Below are 18,621 nucleotides of genomic sequence, written 5' to 3' on the forward strand. Positions count from 1 at the left end.
AGCATGGGTCGGTGGAGATGTGCGGCATTCAATGGCCGGTGCCGGGATAGGGCTCGCCTTGCAGCAGGCGGGCCAGATGCGCGGCATTGGACGCCGCCATCGCCGCCGCCTGCGCCACCTTCTCCGGCACCTGCCGCAGGTCCCGGAAGTCGGTCTTGCCCATCGCCTCTCCCACCCAATAGGCGACGGCGCCGGCGGGGATGGTCCAGCCGGTATCGTTCAGGGCCTGGAACGCATCGGCGCTGATGCCGTGCGCGCCGTCTTCATTGCCGACCACCGCCACCAGCGCGACCCTGGAGAAGCTCGGCATGCGGCCCCGGTCGTCGGTTTCCTCCAGGAACGCATCCATGCGTTCCAGCACGCGCTTGGCGATGCTCGACATCTGCCCGAGCCAGACCGGAGTGCCGAAAATCAGCATGTCATGGTCGAGGATGCGGCGGCGGATGCCGGGCCAATCGTCCTCCTCGCCCTCGTAGGACGTGACACCCGGCTTCACGTCCTGATCGGCGATGCGGATGGTTTCGCTGAAGGCGACATGGCGTTTCTCCAGCTCCGAAACGAGCAGCCCGATCATCCTGTCCGTCGAGGACGGTTCCCCGGCGGAAGGCTTCAGGCTGCAATTGAGGGCGATCGCGCGAAGCGGCATGGGGAATCCTCGGGGGCTGGATGCTTCCTCAACATGTGATAACCAGCGATGGTTCCCCGAAAATCAGGAGGCTTCGATCACGGACGGCAGCGAACCCCCGGCCATTTCGCGCACATCGCTGGCGATCGCGGCCTTTTCGACGGTCGTGGAATGGTATGATTTCACCCTGTATCTCTATCTCGTGACCGTCCTGTCGCGGGTGTTCTTCGCGAGCAGCGGCCTTTCGGTCCTGACGACGCTCGCCGGTTTTGCCGTGGCCTATCTCATGCGGCCGATCGGGGCGATCGTGTTCGGGCATATCGGCGACCGCTACGGGCGGCGCAGGACGATGCTGGCGTCGATGTCGATCATGACCGCCGCCATGCTGGCAACCGCCTTCCTGCCGACGGAAGCGCAAGCCGGTTCGCTGGCTGGCGCGGCGCTGCTGCTCATCCGCTGCGTGATGGGATTTTCCGTCGGCGGCGAATATACCGGCGTCGTGGCCTATCTGCTGGAGGGCGCCCGGGAGGATCGTCGCGGCCTCGTCACCTCGCTCGCCGCGGCGGCGAGCGAGGTGGGCGCCTTGCTGGCCGCCGCCGTGTCCGCGCTGGTCGTCAGCCTGTTGAGCGATGCGGACCTGCTGGCCTGGGGATGGCGCATTCCCTTCCTGATCGGCGGGGCGCTGGCGGGCAGCGTGCTGATCGCCCGCGCCCGGATGCAGGAATCGCCCGAGTTCGAGCGGCAGCGGGCGCGCGATTCCGTTCCGGCCCGCCCGCTGCGCCATGCCCTGCGCCATCATCGCATGGGGATCGTGCGCGGCTTCGCGATCTCCGCGCTGGGGTCGATCACCTATTATGTCGGGATCACCTATGTGCCCGTCTACATGACTTCGGCCGGAACGCTGGGCGAGGCGGACGCGCTGTGGCTGGCGACCCTCGCCGCGTTCACGGTGATCGTCGTGACGCCGCTGGCCGGGGCGCTGGCCGACCGCATCGGCCGCAAGCCCGTCCTGCTGGGCCTTGCGATCGCGGGCGCCGTTCTGCCGACAGCCTTGTTCGCGCTGCTCGCGGGCGCATCCTATTTCGGGGCCTTCATCGGCGCCATCATCCTCGCCATGGTGGCTGGAGGCATCAGCGCGGTCGGGGCGGTCGCCACGGCGGAGCAGTTTCCCGGCGAAGGCCGCCTGAGCGGCCTCGCCTTCGGCGCGACGACCGCGACGGTCCTGTTTGGCGGGTTCGCGCCCTATGTGGCGCAATTGCTGTTGCAGCAGACCGGCTGGTCGCCCGTTCCCGGCTTCATGATCGCGATCGTGGCTGCCGGCGTGCTCCCGTTGCTGCTGGGAATGCCCGAAACGCGACCGGCGAGGTCCGCACCGCCGGCGGGCTGAAAGGCGCGCGCCTGTTGGCCGGCCGCGACTCCGCAGACTCGCCGGCCGCAGACAGGAAGAGAGCATGAAAATGCATGATTAGAATGACATGGGAAGCGCATTTCAAATCATGCCCGGCAGTTCAACGCACCCCTTGCAATATAAAAGGCGGTCGATGGAGACGATGCCCCCTAGGGTCAGGACCCCTTGATCACAGCCAGAAGATGACGGTTTCGGCGAGAGCGATGGCGGAGGAGAAGACGGAGGGGCAACGATCGTAGCGCAGTGCGACGCGGCGCCAGTCCTTGAGGCGGCCGAACATGATCTCGATGCGATTGCGACGTTTGTACCGGCGCTTGTCGTATTTGACGGGTTGAAGCCGGGATTTTCGGCCAGGAATGCAGGGCCTGATACCCTTCGCCTGCAAAGCTTCCCTGAACCAGTCAGCGTCATAGCCGCGGTTGCCCAGTATAGGCATCGCGCTTCTTGCCGCGATGATCCTCCTTCAATCCGGCCGCCTCCAGCAGCGCGTTCAGACTCTTGTTTATCGAGGTGAGGCGGCGACCATCCGGCGCGGCGAACACCGGATCAGTGTCAGCGGGCTCCTTGTCATCATGATTGGCCTTCCACATGCGCCAGAGCCGGTCGAACTCCGATAGGCCATATTCCAGAGGAATGAATTCACGGGATTTGCCCTTGCCTCTTGCCCTGATCCGAATGTCCCGGTCGCCAAGGCGTTTGCTCAGTCCTTCGCGATAACCAAGGAGATCGCCCCAGTTGAGGTTCCGCAGTTCGGTCGGGCGCATCCCGGTACAGCAGGCAACGGTGACATAGGCATAGAGGATCGTCCGGTCGCGCCGGACTTCCTCATTAACCTTGCGATCCTCCATCCGCTTTTGGGCCAGCTTGAGAAGCTTGGTCATCTCGCCAGGCGAATAGCTGGGCCGGGGTGATGGCGGAACGCGGGGCGTATCGACGTCCGGTATCTGGCTCTGGTTGATATAGCCCCATTTCGCCGCTTGCCGGAAAAGCTGCCGCAGGACGCTTATGTCCGCCGACGTTCTGGCGGGTGCGAAGGTGAATCTATGGTTGCCAACGGATTTGTCGGACGCAAAGGGGCGGAAACGGTCGGATACTACTCGGCGGTCTGATACTTTAACCAAAGCACGCGAGCACGATCCCGGATCGCTGTCTCGCCTATTTCAAAATTATTGGCGGCAAACCAATCTTTCATAGCCCGCTCTATGTCGGCTTGAGTTTTCGGCTGGAGATTACCCACATATAGCTGCACGGCGATCGCCGCCCACATAGCGTCCCAATGTTTGCCAAGCGGTTTGCCGCCCTTGTTGCTCCTCGCGCTGACCGCTTGGATTACGTCCCCACCCACAGAAAACCGCGTCGGTTCTCCGAACGAAAACCGTTGAATTTCGATCTGGGTTATCAGGTTGGAGCGCACTCGCCCGAATTTCAAGTTCGCTTCCTTCGCAGCAGCGGACATGATGATGCCCTCCTTATGTGCGCCGCTCATCCGCAACACATCGTTCAACTGCAATTCAAGAAATGTAATATGGTTTTCGAGACTGCCTCTAAGCACCGCAAAGGCCTCGGCGTCCTTAGCGACCTTCCCGATCTGATCCATGCCTCGATTGAGCAAAACTTCGCCGGATTCTTCCATTGCGCTTAGTGCGGCCTCTACCGTGGCTCCCGAACGCAAGCGACCATTTGCTGAATGATCAGCGTATATTTGTTGAACCTTCTTCAGAAATTCCGCGCGACATTCGTCCGCCGTAAAATCTAAAATCTGCCGAATCTGTTTGCGTGCATTCGTAACCACCTGCCGATATTCGCAAGGCTATACCAAATAGTCCACCTATGCCGTGGAAACAGCTTCAAATTTCAGCACATTGCCGCCTTCCCGCAACATATCCAAATGATCGCTCCACCATTGCGCCATCTGCACCCGTTCGGGCCAATAGATCGACCGATGATAGGCCGCTCGCACCTGATTAGCTTCGCGGTGCGACAAGGCGCGCTCGATAGCGTCCGGGTTCCACTTGCCGCTTTCATTCAACAATGAGCTGGCTGTCGAGCGAAAGCCGTGGGCGGTCATTTCATCGCCGCTATAGCCAAGCCGCCGCAGCGCCCCATTGATCGTATTCTCCGACATAGGCCGGGAAGCGGACCGGATGGACGGGAAAACATAGGTGCCGCGTCCGGTCAAAGTTTGCATATCGCGCAGGATCGCAATCGCTTGCTCAGACAAAGGAACATGGTGCGGCTCGCGCATTTTCATGCGGCTGGCCGGGATCGTCCAAACCGCCCTGTCGAAGTCGATTTCCGACCATTCCATCCGCCGCACTTCACCCGGCCGCTGAAAGATATGCGGGGTCAATCACAAGGCATAGAGCGTGGCGGGCTGGCCCTGATAGCTATCCATCGCTCGTAACAGTTCCCCTAATGCCTTGGGATCGGTGATGGCGGCGTGATGCTTCACCTTCGGCGGCACCAGCGCACCCAGCAGCATATGAGCCGGGTCATTGCTGGCCCGCGCCGTTGCGACCGCGTAGCGAAAGACGCGGCTTGCGAAAGAGCGCATCCGGCCAGCCGTCTCTCGCTTGCCGGATTGCTCCACCTTCTTCAGCACAGCCAGCAATTCATGCGGAGTCACTTCGGCAACCGGACGCGCGCCGATGGCTGGGATCAACAGTGTCGATAGCCAACGCACCTTGTCCATCGTGAGGATCAGCGTGCAATAGGCACCCCCTTCGTGGGGTGATCGGCGTGCAAAAAGGACCCCTTCATCCCGGGGATTTAGTCGGCCGACTGGTTTTGATCAGTTGGCGAGAACGGGATGTTGATCGTGGAGACAGTGGTTCGGATTCGGCGTGAGCATGCAGGGGGGAAGGCGATCAAGGCGATCGCGCGCGACCTTCGTTTGTCGCGGAAGGTAGTCCGCAAGGCGATCCGGTCGCCGGAGGCGGCGTTCAACTATCAGCGCAAAGTCCAGCCGCTGCCGCGGATCGGTCCTTATCAGGATCGTCTCGATGCGCTGCTTGAGGAGAACGAGGGGCGCGGCCGCCGCGATCGGCTACGGATGACGCGTATCCATGACCTGCTGGTGCGCGAGGGGTTCGATGGATCCTATGATGCGGTGCGCCGCTATGCGGCGCGCTGGCGTGCTGCGCGGCGGAAGGATGCTGGCGAAGGCGCACCGGCGTTCATCCCGATGACCTTCCAGCCGGGTGAGGCCTACCAGTTCGACTGGAGCCACGAGGATGTGGAGATCGCCGGCAAGCCGATGCGGGTGAAGGTGGCGCATATGCGTCTCTGCGACTCGCGCGCACCCTATGTCCGGGCCTATCCGCGCGAGGGCCAGGAGATGCTGTTCGATGCCCATGCCCGGGCGTTCGCGTTCTTCGGCGGTGTGCCGCGACGCGGTATCTACGATAATATGAAGACGGCGGTGACGGCCGTGTTCACCGGCAAGGAGCGTGTGTTCAACCGCCGCTTCCTGATCATGACCGATCATTACATGGTCGAGCCGACCGCCTGCTCGCCGGCGGCGGGATGGGAGAAGGGCCAGGTCGAGCAGCAGGTCCAGACGATCCGAGGCCGCTTCTTCCAGCCGCGACTCCGGTTCGCCAGCCTGGCCGAGCTCAACGGGTGGCTGGAGGCCGAGTGCCGGCGCTGGGCCGAGCATCATGCCCATCCCGAACGCGGGGATATTACCGTCGCCGAGGCGCTGGATATGGAGCGACCGGCCCTGCAGCCGATCCTGGCACCGTTCGACGGCTTCCATGAGAGCGAGCATGCCGTCACCGGCACCTGCCTCATCAGCTTCGATCGCAACCGCTACTCGGTCATGTCGACGGCCGCACGCCGGACCGTTCAGGTGCGCTCCTATGCCGATCGCATCGTCATACGCTGCGGCGATGCGATCGTCGGGGAGCATGAGCGCCACTTCGGTCGGAACCGCACGATATACGATCCCTGGCATTATCTGCCGGTCCTCGCGCACAAGCCCGGCGCGCTGCGTAACGGCGCACCGTTCCAGGACTGGGATCTGCCGCCCGCCCTGCACCGATTACGGCGAAGGCTCGGCACCGGGGACGAGGCCGATCGCAGGTTCGTGCGGGTCCTCTCGGCGGTGCTCACCGATGGCCTGGAGCCGGTAGAGGCTGCCGTGCGCGAAGCGTTGGCGAACGGAACGGCCAGCGACGAGCTGATCCTCAACATCCTCTCCCGGCGCCGCGAGCCGGCGACACCCCACAGCATCGTCACTTCGGAAGACCGGATGCTGCAGCATCCTCCGCTCGCCGACTGTGCCCGCTATGATCTGCTGCGAGGCTATGATGCAGCGGCATGATATGATCGACACGATGCGCGGCCTCGGACTCAAGGGCATGGCGGCGGCGTTCGACGAGGCGGTCACCACCGGCCTCCAGCGCAAGCGCACCACCATGGAGATACTGACCGACCTGCTCCGTGCTGAGGCGACCCACCGGGATGCAGCCTCCATCCGCTATCGGATGACGGCTGCGAGGCTGCCCGTGGTGAAGGACCTGGAGCGGTTCAGCTTCGAGGGCACACCGATCAATGAGGAGATGATCCGCTCCCTTCACGATGGCTCCTTCCTCCCGCCTCGCCGCAATATCGTGCTGGTCGGCGGCACGGGGACAGGCAAGACCCACCTCGCCATCGCGATCACCGCCAATGTCGTGCGAAGGGGCGCTCGCGCCCGCTACTTCAACACCGTCGATCTGGTGACACGCCTCGAAGAGGAGACCCGGATCGGCAAAGGCGGGACCCTGGCGGCGCAGCTGTCGCGGCTCGATCTGATCGTGCTCGACGAGCTTGGATATCTGCCGTTCGCACGCTCGGGAGGGCAGTTGCTGTTCCACCTCATCAGCAAGCTTTATGAGCGCACCAGCGTCATCATCACCACCAACCTTGCCTTCGGCGAGTGGCCTACCGTCTTCGGGGATCCCAAGATGACTACGGCGCTGCTCGACCGCGTCACCCACCACTGCGATATCATCGAGACGGGCAACGACAGCTGGCGCTTCAAAAACCGCAGCTGACCGCTACCTTCGGCGCCTTCAAAAATCTATCTTGCGCTGCGCGCGCCTCCGGTCGGGCTACGCCCGCCCTCCGCCGCACGCAGCGCAAGGCCATCTTCAACAAACCAACATCATATCCGAAAAAGGGGGTCCCTCTTCGACGCCGATCGGGGGTCCCTTTTGAACGCCGTTTGACATCCATCGTCGCTTGCGCCCGGCCTTCCTGCTCCATGCTGGCGATATATTCCTCCGCAACCGCCGCGAAGCTGTTGGCCGCGCCCAGCATGGTCGCAATCTTGGCTTCCTTCTTCGTCTGGCCGGGATCGATGCCTTCGGCCAACTGCTTGCGGGCGTCATCACGTAGCGCCCGCGCGCCCTTCAAACTAATTTCGGGGTAACTGCCGAATGACAGCAGCTTTTCGACTCGCTTGGGCTGGCCGTCGTTGCCCGCGCTGTCCACCCGGTATTTCATACGCCACAGCAGACCACCCGAAGGATGCACCAGCAGATGCAGTCCTTTTTCGTCGGCCAGCTTGTAGGCCTTATCCTTCGGCTTGGCATTTTTGATCGCGGTATCTGTCAGCGCCATTTCGGCCACTCCCAAATCCTCGCCGCAATCTGGGGGTATTTCGATCAGCCCTTTTGCAGACCACCCCCAGCCATACCCCCAACGGAGCGTGATTGCTGGCGAACATAGCCGAACAAGCCCGGCCATTTCGCAAGCCTTTTTAGCAGTTTTCTGGGGTTTTCTCAATCATTCGCGGGACTTGGCGAACATGGAAATGGTGCCCGGGGACGGAGTCGAACCGCCGACACTGCGATTTTCAGCGAGGCCGGGAGTCTTTTCAAGCTGTTGTATTTAGGTGCATTTTCTCCGTCCGGGTTGTGATTTCAGGGATCTTCGGGGAAGCACAATGTTGCAGATCGTTGCAAGATCTTTCACTCAATTCGATGCGTCTGTTTCCCCATTGATGCCCCAATGAGGTAGATGCTCATCTTGGCGTAACAGACTGCCAATGTAGCAGGAAAGTTTGTTGATATGCCATTACACATATATAATGATATGAGATATGCCTTAACATATATTGCAATGGGATTGGCTTATTGATATGTCACTACATATGAAAATGGATAGGCATATGTGATGACAGATACCCATCTTCCAGTTTCCGATATTGCTGCAAGCGTGAAGGCAGCGCGTCAGACAAAGGCGCTGACACAGCGGGAATTGGGGCGACGGGTGGGATTGCCGCAGAGCCATATCTCGAAGATCGAGTCAGGCGGGGTCGATCTTCAGCTTTCCAGCCTGATCCAGATTGCCCGGGCGCTCGATCTCGAAATCAGACTTATTCCTCGCAAAGCCCTGCCTGCCGTGGAAGGGGTGCTTCGTAGTCAGGAGGCAGGGGATGGGAAAGCTGCCGATCAACACCCTGCCTATCGGCTGGAAGAGAATGAAGAATGATGGATGCTCCTGCGCTCGACATTCTCCTCCATGGCCGTCGTATTGGAACGATCGCCCGCCTTGATGGTGACAGGAGCATCTTCACCTTCGATGACGTCTATATCGCGGATGCCGACCGCCCGACGCTCTCACTTGCCTATAAGGACCAACATGGGGCGGTGCTGAACCAACCGCGCGCCTACCAGACGAAGATCGAACCTTTCTTCTCGAATCTCCTGCCCGAAGGAGCATTGCGGGAATATCTGGCGCGCAGGGTCGGAGTGAAGGCGGCGCGCGAATATCCCCTCCTTGCGCAATTGGGTGGTGACTTGCCTGGGGCGGTAACCGCCATGCCCGTCCAAGATGCCTATCAATCCTCTCATGCCTCCGGGCCGGAAGCAGCGGCCGGGAGGGACAGCGCAAGATTGCGTTTCTCGCTGGCGGGCGTCCAACTCAAATTCTCTGCCATCAGGAACGGAGGGAAAGCTGGCGGCTTGACCATCCCTGCAACCGGGGCTGGCGGCGACTGGATCATTAAACTGCCTTCCGCTCAGCATCCCGACCTGCCGGAGAATGAGTATGCGGCGATGCACCTTGCCGAGCAGGTGGGGATCGACATACCGGAAATCGATCTTCTGCCCTTGCAAGCCATTGATGGCCTGCCGGACGGGATCAGCCGTTATGGCGCATCGGCCTATGCGACCCGCCGCTTCGACCGCAGCATGGACGGTCCCATCCATATCGAGGATTTCGCGCAGATTTTCGGGGTCTTTCCCGACGACAAATATAAGGGCAGCTACCGGGAAATCCTGCGGGTTCTCGCGATTGAAACGGATGAACGGAGCATTGTGCAGTTCATCCGCCGCCTGACCTATTCGGTGCTGATCGGCAATGGCGACATGCACCTTAAAAACTGGTCGCTATTCTATCCCGACCAGCGCAGGCCGAGTCTTGCGCCAGCTTATGATCTGCTGTCGACCCTCGCCTATCTTCCCGATGATGACGCCGCGTTGAAATTCCATCAGTCGCGTGCATGGTCCTCCTTCACCTATGATGCGTTGACGATGATGGCGGACAAGGCGCATCTTCCTTCACACCTTGTCACCGCGACAGCCAAAGAGACGGTGGAACGGTTCGATGCGCTATGGGTGCAAGAAAAAACGCATCTTCCTTTCTCGCGGGAAGTGGTCAGGGCCATTGAAGAACATCGCAAGCATTTGTCGATATGATTGCCGATTCCCTTGGTGGTTCATGTAATATCGTGAAAGCCAAAAGACCGAAAACTGGATAACCGGACCTGATGTGACCCTATGAGTGATTCGCCCGTCTAAAAGACCCCCGGGTCGTTATGTTCAGATATGCTAATCGTTTCAGGATGACTTTTTCTTTTGCATTCTGTCCAGATTCAGTGATTTCTTTGAGATTGCGCGATTTCTGTGATTATTGGGATGTCATCGAAAGGATGACATCATGCGTAAGGCACTTTCAGACAAGACTGTTTCGGCGCTGAAGCCCGCGCCGAAACGATATGAAGTTCGCGATCTCCATCTTCCCGGTTTTGGGGTGAGAGTTTCGCCGTCGGGCTATAAATCCTTCTTCGTCACCTATCGTTATGGCACATATCAGCGCCGTATCGATATTGGCCGAGACTGTTGAAAAAGTCGCTTGAGTTGCGGCTGGGGGAGTGATTCCATCGCGAGTGTAGTCGGGAGATGCGGCGATGATGGGTAAGCTGGATGGGCAGGATCGGCTGTTTTACGAGTTTCGGCTGAACGATCATGTGCCAGCGGATCATCTGCTGCGGCGGATTGACTCCGCAGCGTTGGGACGATGCGGCGACTGGGAGTCAGCAACCCTTGGGGGATGATCAGGGGGCATCGGTTTCCCAACCCCCTCCCAGCGCAAGAAATATCCGCACGCGGTCCGCCGCGAGTTTGCTGTTCGACGCAGCGAGCGCCGCTTCCGCGCCGGCCAGCGTGCGCTCGACATCGAGCGCCTCCAGGCTCGACACCGCGCCGCCTCGCGCGAGCCTCGTCTGCATCGCCGCGGCCTCCCGGCTCCGGTCCCGCGCAGTCCGCAGCCGCACATTCTCGTCGAGGTCATGCGAATATTGGGTGAGTGCGCTTTCCGCCTCCTGAAGCGCCCGCAACAGCGTGCCGTCGAACGCGGCGAGCGCCGCCCTGGCGGTCGCGCTCGCCTGGTCGATCCGCGCCCGCGCGATACTGCGGTTGGGAAAGCTCCAGGAAATCAGCGGACCGATACTGAACTGCAGCGCCGAGTCGCTCACCAGGCCTTCGATGGTGCGGGATGTCGTGCCCGCCGACGCGCCGAGGCTGACGGTGGGGTAAAGGGCCGCGGTCTCGACGCCAATGCGGGCGGTCGCGGTCGCGAGCTGCCGCTCGGCCTGCCGGATATCAGGCCGGCGGCGGATCAGCGCGGCACCATCGCCGACCGGGATCGGCTTGTCGAGCGAGGGGATCGACGCACAATCGGTGAGCTTCGCCGGATAGTTCTGCGGTGCCTGCCCCAGCAGCACCGCGAGCCGATAGAGCGCGAGACGCCGCGCGGCGACATAGCCGGGCAACGCGGCTTCAAGCTGGGCGAGAAGCGCGCGCGAACGGGTCGCGTCGATGGGCGGGAACAGGCCGCCTCGCACGCCGCGCTCGGTCAGCTCCAGCGATTGGCGCTGCAACGCCACCGAACGGTCGGCCACAACAAGCGAAGCGCCCGCTGCGCAGGCATCGGTATAAGCGCCGACCACGGCGGCAGCGACGGTCGTGCGGGCAAGGTCGAGCGCGGCCGCCTGCGCCTGCTCGTCGGCGGTGGCGGCCTCGACGGCGCGGCGAATGCGGCCGACGACATCGACTTCGTAGGAAATGCTGCCGCCAAGGCTGAACAGGTCGTGGACGCCGGCCGGATGGCCCATCCCGAGGTTGGAAGCCTCGCCGACGCTCGCCGAGCCGTCGAGCGAGGTCTGGACGCCCGATGCGGCGCGCACTTCGCGCGTCAGCGCCTGGGCGCGTTCGAGATTGGCGGCGGCGGCGCGAAGGTCGGTGTTGGCGGCAAACGCCTGTTCGACCAGATTGTCGAGGTCCGGATCGTCATAGAGCCGCCACCAGCGCGCAGGCAGCGGCGCGCGCGAGATCGCCGGCGAGGCGCTGGCCTCGAAGTCGCCCGTCGATCCTGTGGCGACGCCTGCCGGCAGGCCAGGCGGCGCATAATCGGGACCGACCGTCGTGCAGGCCGATGCAGCGACGAGGAGCGCCGGCGCGAAGCGTTTTGCCCACATCGTCGTGCTCATAGAACATTCTTCGGGTGGAGATGATCGTCAGCGCCGTCGAGCGTGACCGTCGCGGTGCGCCCGGCGACCAGCGTCACGCCCCTGGGCACACGGTCGATGGCGATCCGCACCGGGACGCGCTGGGCGAGGCGCACCCAGCTGAAGGTCGGCTTGACATCAGCGAGCAGCGTTCCGGCGGCAGTGGATCGCTCGCTGTCGCTGATGGCGGCGGACACGCCGACGACATGGCCTTCCAGCACCTGCTCCTCGCCCATCAGCCGGATCGTCGCATGCACGCCGTCATGGATATGGGCGAGCTTGGTTTCCTCGAAATAGCCGGCCACGTAGAAGCTGTCGCTGTCGATCAGCGCCATCACCGGCTGTCCGGCATTGGCATAGATCCCGGGCCGGAGCTGGAAATTGGTGACGATGCCGTTGACCGGCGAACGCACCTCGGCGCGTTCGAGGTTGATCCGGGCAAGACCCCGGTCGGCGATCGCCTGCGACAGCCGGGCGCGCGCCTCTTCCGCCGCGGCCCGGCGGGTGTCGCGATCCTGCGCTGACACGACCCCTTCGAGCGCGGCGTAGCGGTTTGCCTCGCGTTCGGCGGAGCGCAGGGTGGCCTGCGCCGTGGCGATGGCCGCCTCAGCCTGCGCCAGCGCATTGCGCAGCCGCACCTTGTCGATGGTGAAGAGCAGTTGTCCCTTCTTCACGATCTGGCCATCGCGCACGACGACCGAATCCACGCGCCCCGAGACGTCGGCGGCCAGCGGGACGGCATCGGCGCGTAGCTTTCCGTCCCGCGTCTGCGGCGCGTAGGTGTAGTAATTGTAGAGATGCCACAGGATCAGGGCCGCGATGACCGCCAGGGCAAGCGTCAGCACGATCTTGAGGCCGCGAACGAGCGTTTCTCGGGTCATCAGGGTCATAGGTCAGGTCGTCATCATGCGCAGGCCCGCAAAGGCGAGCCAGAGAAGGAGAAAGAACAGCGAGAGATCGAACAGGGGACGCTGCCAGACGATACGGTAGAAACCGGCCGCATCGAGCAGCCGCGAAATGAGCAGCCGAACGAGGAAGGCCACGAGCAGGCACAGGAGCAGCGGCGAGATGAAGACGCCCGCTATGTCGATCTCGCCGATCATCCCGCCGGGCTCCATGGCGGGCTTTGCCGGAACAGGGCCAGACGCAGGCCGATCAGCCCGCGCACCAGCGGATTGTCATCCCCGGCCGCGCTGCGCAGCGCCATTGACAGCGCCCCGTCGATATGGGCCAGCAGGCGCGCGGAAGGCGCGCCACGCCCGATGTCGGCACGTACCGTCTCCAGCAAGTGATCGACCGCCTGTCTCGTCTCTCCGGTGAGGCCGTCGGCGGCATGACGCAGATCCGCGATGTTGGCGCCCGCGCGCAAGCGGCGAAGCAGCCGCACGCTTTCATCGGGTTCGCCGGCGGCCTGCAGCCGCGCCGTCAATGCGCCGATGCGATCGAGCGCGCGGGCGACATAGAGATCCCGATCCCGCGCGGTCGCCTTGCGGGTCAGGGCGCGCACATCCGCGCGCGCCATTTTCGTGAACCGCTCCACCGCATGGCTGGCGCCCATCCGCCGCGCCATGTGCAGCCAGAAGAAGCCGACATAGATGCCGAGCAACGATGCGAAGCTCGCCTCCAGAAACGTGCCGAATTCCAGCGGCTGATATTCGCCCTGGAGATTGATCGTGCTGAGCGCGAAGGCCAGGAGCAGGAGAGCCAGCGGATTGCTGACCGACCAGGCCGCGATCGGCATCATGAACAGCGCCATGACGATCAGGAACGACCCATAGTCGCTCGCCAGCGGCAAGAGGATATAGCACAGCACGGTCGCCGCCCCCGTGGCGATCGCCGCGAAGCGCGCGAACTGCGCGACTGCCGCGCCGGCCTCGTCCGCCCCACCGAAAAAGGCGAGCGCCACCGATCCGATCAGCAATGCGCCGGGCGCCTGCTGCCAGCCGGTCAGATACCAGAGCGCGGCCAGCGACCCATAGGTGAGCAGGATCGCGGCGGAGACGCGCCAGACGATGGGATAGTCCGGCCGCAGGGGAAAGGCCCGCACACGCCGGGCCGACGCCTCGAGCGCGGGGGGCAGGGGTGTGCCGGCGGCGAGCGCTGCATCAAGGTTGCGGATTTCGGCCCATAGGGCAAGCGCATCCGCGATCAGGACAGCCAGATCGCGCTGTACCAGACGCCGCCAGCTTCCGGGCGCCCCGTCGTCGGCGGCGTTCATGCGCGCCGTGAAATCGCCGGGCGGCGCCTCGCCGTCGCGCACCAGCCCGGCAGCTTCTGCGAAGGACTGCGAAAGTGCTTCGCGCTGCGCGGCGTCGCCGCCCGAGATGCGCGCCTCGATCCCGGAGATCAACGGTATCAGCCGCAGCATGCGCTGCTGGATCGCGAAGGCGAGCCGGCGCTCGCGGCGCGGCACCATCGGATCGTAGCGCAGCTGCCCGGCGAGAACAGAGAGGGCGGTGACATCGCCGATCATGCGGAGCCGATCGGCGGTCGCTTCGGGATCGGCTTCGCGGCCTTGCAGCGCTTCCTCGAACCAGCGCTGGACATCGGGTAGCCAGGCATGCAGCCGCTCGCGCATCTGCGGGCCGAGCGAGCGCGGCATGATGAGGCTGTCGATCATCGTGCAGCAGATTATTCCCAGGCCGATTTCCGTGATCCGCGCGACCGCTGTCCCGAACATATTGCCGGGCTTGTCGATCTCGGGCACCGCGACCAGCATCATCGTTACTCCGAACAGCAGGAATCCATAGCTGCGCGGCGTGCGGTCGATTAGGGAAACCGCGAGGGTGGCGGTCGCGGCGAGTCCCATGACGCCGACCAGAAGAAGTGGCGTGTTCACGAAAACCGCCGCCAGGATGAGCGACACCACGCCCGCGCCCAGCGTTCCCATGAAACGATAGATGGCCTTCGAGCGGATCGCGCCGGTGATGGGGTTCATCACCACGCAGCAGGTCACAAGCGCCCAATAGGGCTGGGGAAGGCCGATGTGCACGGCGATGGCAAACGCTATCATCCCGGCCAGAAACAGCTTCACCGCGAACAGCCAGCGGGGAAACGAGAAATAGGGCGGGATCACACCTGCCCCCGTCGCACATAGGCCTGCGCGCGCTCCTCCAGCGCGCGCAAGATGCGTGCCGCGGTCTGGATCTCTTCCACGGGAAGATCGCCGAGCAAGTCCCGGCGCAGCTTCGCCAGCTTTTGTTCCATCGCCTTCGCGAGTTCCGTACCCCTGGGAAACAGGCTCACCACATTGCTGCGCCGGTCCCCGGCGACAACCTTGCGTTCGAGCAGGCCAGCCGCCTCTCCCTGATCGAGCGTGCGGACCAGGGCGGCCGGATTGACGCCCACTTCGAGCGCGAGGTCCTTCTGGTGAACAGCCGGACCGAGCCGCGAGGTCAGGATCACGACCGTTCCCAGCGACGGGGACAGACCGAACTCCGTGATGACGGTGTTCGCGGCCTGTCCCCATACGCGGCGCACCGGTTGCACCGCGTTGGTCAGGTCGAAGAGTGATGAGTCGACTGGCATACGCCCTTCATTGCTAAGGCAATGATTGCGTTGTCAATGATTTCCTGTGTCTTGCGAGTTCTGCCACGCCCAGAACAAGAGATATCGATGACCAGTGAAACCATGAGCGTCATGGACGGCTTTATCGGCGTCCGTGTTGCCTCAAACGCCCATAGAAACCTGTTCCGATCGAGCGCTCCTTCAATCAGCGTCGGACCCAGCAGGGAGGTGGGGGGCTGGGCGGCCACTCGCTATGATCGGCATACAAAGACATCGGCAGGACATTTGATTGAAGCCTCGATCCCGCAATTTCCACGAAACGAGGTTACGCCAGCCGCCTGCGTTCAAACCAGTGTTGCAGGTGATCACCGTCCAAACGACTGAGTCCTCCTACGGAGAGGAGCGAACGAAAAAATTTCGAAAACGCATTCGGTGGTAGACGAAGTCAAAAATGCGAAAAAGCGACTCCCGTCGCTTCCGGTAAGTTGCTAATTTTATTAGGAAATCTGGAGAGGGCGAAGGGATTCGAACCCTCGCCCCAACCTTGGCAAGATTCCGAAAATCCTTTCCTATCCTTGGATATTCTTAGCTTTTCTACGAATTTTCATCATCTTATTGTTAAACCTCCTAGGTTGGGGACTCATTTGCTCCACTCTGCGACGACGGCGACGAGAGCGATAGCGGCGAGATAGTTTTGGGCGTGTCGGTCATATCTGGTGGCGATGCGCCGCCAGTTTTTGAGGCGTCCGAAGAGCCTCTCGATGACGTTTCTCCTTCGATAGATACGCCGGTCGAGGGATATGGTGTTCGGCGCGAAGCAGTTGAAGGGATCACGGCTTTGACGTTTCGGGCGGTCAGCCAGTTGCGCAAGCTGTCGGCGTCATAGGCTTTGTCGGCGAGGAGACGCCTTGGTGGAGCGACCGTACCGAGTAGCGGAATGGCGATGCTGATGTCTGCGATGTTGCCGGGTGTCAGGGTGATGGCGACCGGTCGGCCGCGATCGTCGGCCAGGCAGTGGATCTTGCACGTCCTGCCGCCCCGTGAGCGACCGACCGCTTCTTCATACTCCCCCTTTTTGAGCCTGCCGCCGAACGGTGGGCTTTGACGTGGCTGCTATCTATCGACAGTTCTTTCGGCACAGGCCCCGATGCCGCGACCTTCTCGAAAAGGCGCTGCCAGATGCGCCGCTGAGACCAGCGGTTGTAGCGGTTATAGATCGTTGTGGGCGGCCCATAAGCGGCGGGTACGTCGCGCCAGCGGCAGCCTGTCTTGAGCACGTGCAGGATGCCCGAAATCACCGTTCGATCGTCAACTCTCGGCTTGCCAGCTTTGCCATGCGGCAGATGTGGCTCAATCGCTAACCATGCCTCATCCGACAGCCAAAACAGATGGCGTGACATACTCTCTCCTGCACAAACTCACAGAGACAGGATATTTATCTCATAATATCAAACAGGTGTATAGGTTCTCAACGTAAGATCAGGACTCATTGATTGATCCAGAAGATGACGGTTGCGGCGATGCAGATGGCGGACATGAAGGTGTGGGCGCATCGGTCATAGCGAGTGTGGATGCGCCGCCAGTCCTTGAGCCTGCCGAACATATTTTCGATCTTGTGGCGCTGGCGATATAGCACAGCATCGTGCGGGATCGGGGCCTTCCTATTTCTCTTTGACGGGATGCAGGCCGCGATGTTGCGTTCGGCGAGCGCCTTGCGGAACCAGTCGGCGTCATAGCCTCGATCGCCGAGCAGGGCTTTGGTATGGGGCAAAGCGTCGAGCATCAAGGCTGCTCCTTTGTAGTCGCTCATCTGGCCCTCACTCAGCAGCATGACCAGTGGCCTACCCTGGCCGTCGCACACGGCGTGGAGCTTCGAGTTCAGGCCGCCTCTGGTGCGTCCGATACGTCTGGGAACAGCCCCTTTTTTAACAGACTGGCGGCTGTCCGATGTGCCTTGAGATGGGTCGCATCGATCATCAACTGGTCTGGCTTGCCGCCCTGCGCCGAAAGGGCGGAGAAAATCTTGTTGAACACCCCGAGCCGGCTCCACCGGATGAAACGATTATAGATCGTCTTGGGCGGACCATAGTCGGCGGGCGCATCGCGCCATCGCAAGCCGTTCCTGATGACGAAGATGATGCCGCTGATGATCCGGCGATCATCCACCCGCGGAACACCGTGAGACAGCGGAAAATATGGTTCGATCCGGCGCATCTGCGCCTCCGACAGCCAGATCAAATCACTCATGACGACGCCTCCTCACGCCAACATTGAATCAACCAATCGCCTGCTCGGCAAGAGATTTAATAAGTCCTGACCCTAGAATACGATGCAAACTCCAGCCAGCAGGTCAGCCTCACCAAGAGCCTGCGCATCGATTTTCCCGCCGACAGAATCAGGAAATGCGGCAGATCTGATTTTGATCGGTTAGTCATGAGGCGACATGCTACCATACGCTCGCCCCATCGAGTGGAGCAGGTGTCGGTTACGTCAAACCACGATCCTCAAACCACGATCCGTCGCCACTTTGGCCGTGATACTGCCCCATGCAAGAGCATTGGCACTCATGACCTTTCGCATGTCGACACTGATGAGCGCACATTTCCTGCTCGCGATAGAGCTGTACGACATACAGCCTGCCACATCTCGTTCGGCCGCGTCGTCTTGGGGGCGGGGAAATAATATACCTAAGTATACGCCGTCGGCACCATTGGCATGTCTTGCCGCCCTCTCGCATGCTTGCTCCGGCACGTGCGAAAGCCTAGGTAATCGCCACGCCCGGCGGGGAGCTTTCCGCACACGGGCGGAACTGAAGGACCCTTTTGTGATGCCCAGCGACAGTAGTCGATCAAACGCGCCGCAAGGGACGCCCACTCGGGCCTAGGCTTCCTGGGTCTCACCGGCGCGCCCTTTGTGGCGACTGCGAGGTGAGACATGATGAATATTCTCCACAAGACCGCCCAAGTGGCGGATTTCCGTCCCGGCTTCGTGCCGAAAGTGCAGCTTCGTGCTCCGCGCGTGGCTCGTCCTCGCCTCATCATGGCCTGGTCAGTTGATCTGGCCGGGCGGCTGGCGGCGCGCTGGCACTGCGAGGATGAGCCGGGAGTTGCGGCGAGCGATCCGCTCGGAGCTTTGCCGCGCTGTCGGCGGCCGATAAACCGCACATCCGGGCGGCGTCCCCTCAAAATGGAGGGCCGCCATGGACGATGGGCCTAGGTGCGGCATCGCCCCGGAAATTGGCCGGGGTCGGTGTCGCCGCTCCATCACCTCAATAAAAACCCGCGCTCAGGCGCGTTCAGACTG

The 18,621-nt window shown here is 62.1% G+C and carries 19 protein-coding genes and 2 pseudogenes; 7 read left to right on the forward strand and 14 right to left on the reverse strand.

Annotated elements, in window-relative coordinates; translation table 11 throughout:
* Positions 1-28 precede the first annotated feature (28 nt).
* On the reverse strand, positions 29-646 hold the full coding sequence (locus SCLO_RS12815; RefSeq protein WP_066521514.1) for a flavodoxin family protein: 618 nt from the start codon (positions 644-646) through the stop codon (positions 29-31).
* Between SCLO_RS12815 and SCLO_RS12820 the strand changes: the two genes are divergently transcribed.
* Positions 645-2,012, forward strand: a complete 1,368-nt coding sequence (locus SCLO_RS12820; RefSeq protein WP_083949211.1) for an MFS transporter — start codon at positions 645-647, stop codon at positions 2,010-2,012. The genes SCLO_RS12815 and SCLO_RS12820 overlap by 2 nt on opposite strands.
* A gap of 190 nt (positions 2,013-2,202) precedes the next feature.
* Here SCLO_RS12820 and SCLO_RS12825 read toward each other — a convergent pair.
* From SCLO_RS12825 to SCLO_RS24300, 5 genes and pseudogenes are all read right to left on the reverse strand, one after another.
* A pseudogene (locus tag SCLO_RS12825) lies at positions 2,203-2,463 on the reverse strand (transposase); the annotation flags it as partial.
* Positions 2,441-3,154 carry a site-specific integrase gene (locus tag SCLO_RS12830; RefSeq protein ID WP_179948860.1) on the reverse strand — a complete coding sequence of 238 codons (714 nt, stop codon included), beginning with the start codon at positions 3,152-3,154 and terminating at the stop codon, positions 2,441-2,443. The pseudogene SCLO_RS12825 and the gene SCLO_RS12830, both read right to left, overlap by 23 nt.
* Positions 3,127-3,825, reverse strand: a complete 699-nt coding sequence (locus tag SCLO_RS12835) for a hypothetical protein (RefSeq protein ID WP_123905498.1) — start codon at positions 3,823-3,825, stop codon at positions 3,127-3,129. Before SCLO_RS12835 ends, SCLO_RS12830 begins: the two co-directional genes overlap by 28 nt.
* 36 nt (positions 3,826-3,861) lie before the next feature.
* Positions 3,862-4,383, reverse strand: a complete 522-nt coding sequence (locus SCLO_RS24295; protein ID WP_066521503.1) for a tyrosine-type recombinase/integrase — start codon at positions 4,381-4,383, stop codon at positions 3,862-3,864.
* Positions 4,384-4,725 carry a tyrosine-type recombinase/integrase gene (locus SCLO_RS24300; RefSeq protein ID WP_066521501.1) on the reverse strand — a complete coding sequence of 114 codons (342 nt, stop codon included), beginning with the start codon at positions 4,723-4,725 and terminating at the stop codon, positions 4,384-4,386. It lies immediately after the preceding gene.
* A gap of 117 nt (positions 4,726-4,842) precedes the next feature.
* Between SCLO_RS24300 and istA the strand changes: the two genes are divergently transcribed.
* Complete coding sequence (gene istA / locus SCLO_RS12845) at positions 4,843-6,357, forward strand: IS21 family transposase (protein ID WP_096362065.1); 1,515 nt, start codon at positions 4,843-4,845, stop codon at positions 6,355-6,357.
* Positions 6,344-7,072 carry an IS21-like element helper ATPase IstB gene (istB, locus tag SCLO_RS12850; RefSeq protein ID WP_096362194.1) on the forward strand — a complete coding sequence of 243 codons (729 nt, stop codon included), beginning with the start codon at positions 6,344-6,346 and terminating at the stop codon, positions 7,070-7,072. Before istA ends, istB begins: the two co-directional genes overlap by 14 nt.
* Here istB and SCLO_RS12855 read toward each other — a convergent pair.
* The gene (locus SCLO_RS12855) at positions 7,056-7,766 is read right to left on the reverse strand and encodes an Arm DNA-binding domain-containing protein (RefSeq protein WP_096362132.1); all 711 of its coding nucleotides are present in this window, start codon (positions 7,764-7,766) and stop codon (positions 7,056-7,058) included. The genes istB and SCLO_RS12855 overlap by 17 nt on opposite strands.
* A gap of 429 nt (positions 7,767-8,195) precedes the next feature.
* Here SCLO_RS12855 and SCLO_RS12860 point away from each other — a divergent pair, with 429 nt between their 5' ends.
* The 3 genes from SCLO_RS12860 to SCLO_RS12870 all read left to right on the forward strand — a co-directional run bounded on the left by SCLO_RS12860 (position 8,196) and on the right by SCLO_RS12870 (position 10,148).
* Positions 8,196-8,513: a helix-turn-helix domain-containing protein gene (locus SCLO_RS12860; protein WP_083949268.1), complete on the forward strand. Its 318-nt coding sequence runs from the start codon at positions 8,196-8,198 to the stop codon at positions 8,511-8,513.
* Positions 8,513-9,721, forward strand: a complete 1,209-nt coding sequence (locus SCLO_RS12865) for a type II toxin-antitoxin system HipA family toxin (protein ID WP_231923415.1) — start codon at positions 8,513-8,515, stop codon at positions 9,719-9,721. Before SCLO_RS12860 ends, SCLO_RS12865 begins: the two co-directional genes overlap by 1 nt.
* Positions 9,722-9,962: 241 nt before the next feature.
* Positions 9,963-10,148 (forward strand): Arm DNA-binding domain-containing protein, encoded by a 186-nt coding sequence (locus SCLO_RS12870; protein WP_096362133.1) that lies wholly within the window; start codon positions 9,963-9,965, stop codon positions 10,146-10,148.
* Positions 10,149-10,359: 211 nt separating this feature from the next.
* On the opposite strand, the gene SCLO_RS12875 is transcribed toward SCLO_RS12870, so the two are convergent.
* From SCLO_RS12875 to SCLO_RS12905, 7 genes and pseudogenes are all read right to left on the reverse strand, one after another.
* Complete coding sequence (locus SCLO_RS12875; protein ID WP_066522281.1) at positions 10,360-11,793, reverse strand: efflux transporter outer membrane subunit; 1,434 nt, start codon at positions 11,791-11,793, stop codon at positions 10,360-10,362.
* Entirely contained in the window at positions 11,790-12,692 is a 903-nt protein-coding gene (locus tag SCLO_RS12880; RefSeq protein ID WP_066522293.1) for an efflux RND transporter periplasmic adaptor subunit, read from the reverse strand. The genes SCLO_RS12875 and SCLO_RS12880 overlap by 4 nt, the downstream gene beginning before the upstream one ends.
* A gap of 12 nt (positions 12,693-12,704) precedes the next feature.
* Positions 12,705-12,914 (reverse strand): DUF1656 domain-containing protein, encoded by a 210-nt coding sequence (locus SCLO_RS12885; protein ID WP_066522279.1) that lies wholly within the window; start codon positions 12,912-12,914, stop codon positions 12,705-12,707.
* Positions 12,911-14,887 (reverse strand): FUSC family protein, encoded by a 1,977-nt coding sequence (locus tag SCLO_RS12890; protein ID WP_197705095.1) that lies wholly within the window; start codon positions 14,885-14,887, stop codon positions 12,911-12,913. The genes SCLO_RS12885 and SCLO_RS12890 overlap by 4 nt, the downstream gene beginning before the upstream one ends.
* Positions 14,884-15,339 carry a MarR family winged helix-turn-helix transcriptional regulator gene (locus tag SCLO_RS12895; RefSeq protein WP_197705096.1) on the reverse strand — a complete coding sequence of 152 codons (456 nt, stop codon included), beginning with the start codon at positions 15,337-15,339 and terminating at the stop codon, positions 14,884-14,886. The genes SCLO_RS12890 and SCLO_RS12895 overlap by 4 nt, the downstream gene beginning before the upstream one ends.
* A gap of 619 nt (positions 15,340-15,958) precedes the next feature.
* Positions 15,959-16,718: pseudogene (locus tag SCLO_RS12900) on the reverse strand (IS5 family transposase).
* A gap of 86 nt (positions 16,719-16,804) precedes the next feature.
* Positions 16,805-17,565, reverse strand: a protein-coding gene (locus SCLO_RS12905) for an IS5 family transposase (protein WP_096362115.1) whose coding sequence is annotated in 2 segments (ribosomal slippage) — positions 16,805-17,232 and positions 17,232-17,565 — 762 coding nt in all. Because the reading frame shifts where the segments join, the coding sequence is not laid out codon by codon here.
* Between the two features lie 687 nt (positions 17,566-18,252).
* On the opposite strand from SCLO_RS12905, the gene SCLO_RS22960 reads away from it, so the two are divergent.
* A complete protein-coding gene (locus tag SCLO_RS22960) occupies positions 18,253-18,534 on the forward strand; it encodes a hypothetical protein (protein ID WP_123905500.1) in 282 nt (93 codons plus the stop codon).
* Positions 18,535-18,621 lie beyond the last annotated feature (87 nt).

It is taken from the genome of Sphingobium cloacae, assembly GCF_002355855.1.
GTDB lineage: Bacteria > Pseudomonadota > Alphaproteobacteria > Sphingomonadales > Sphingomonadaceae > Sphingobium > Sphingobium cloacae.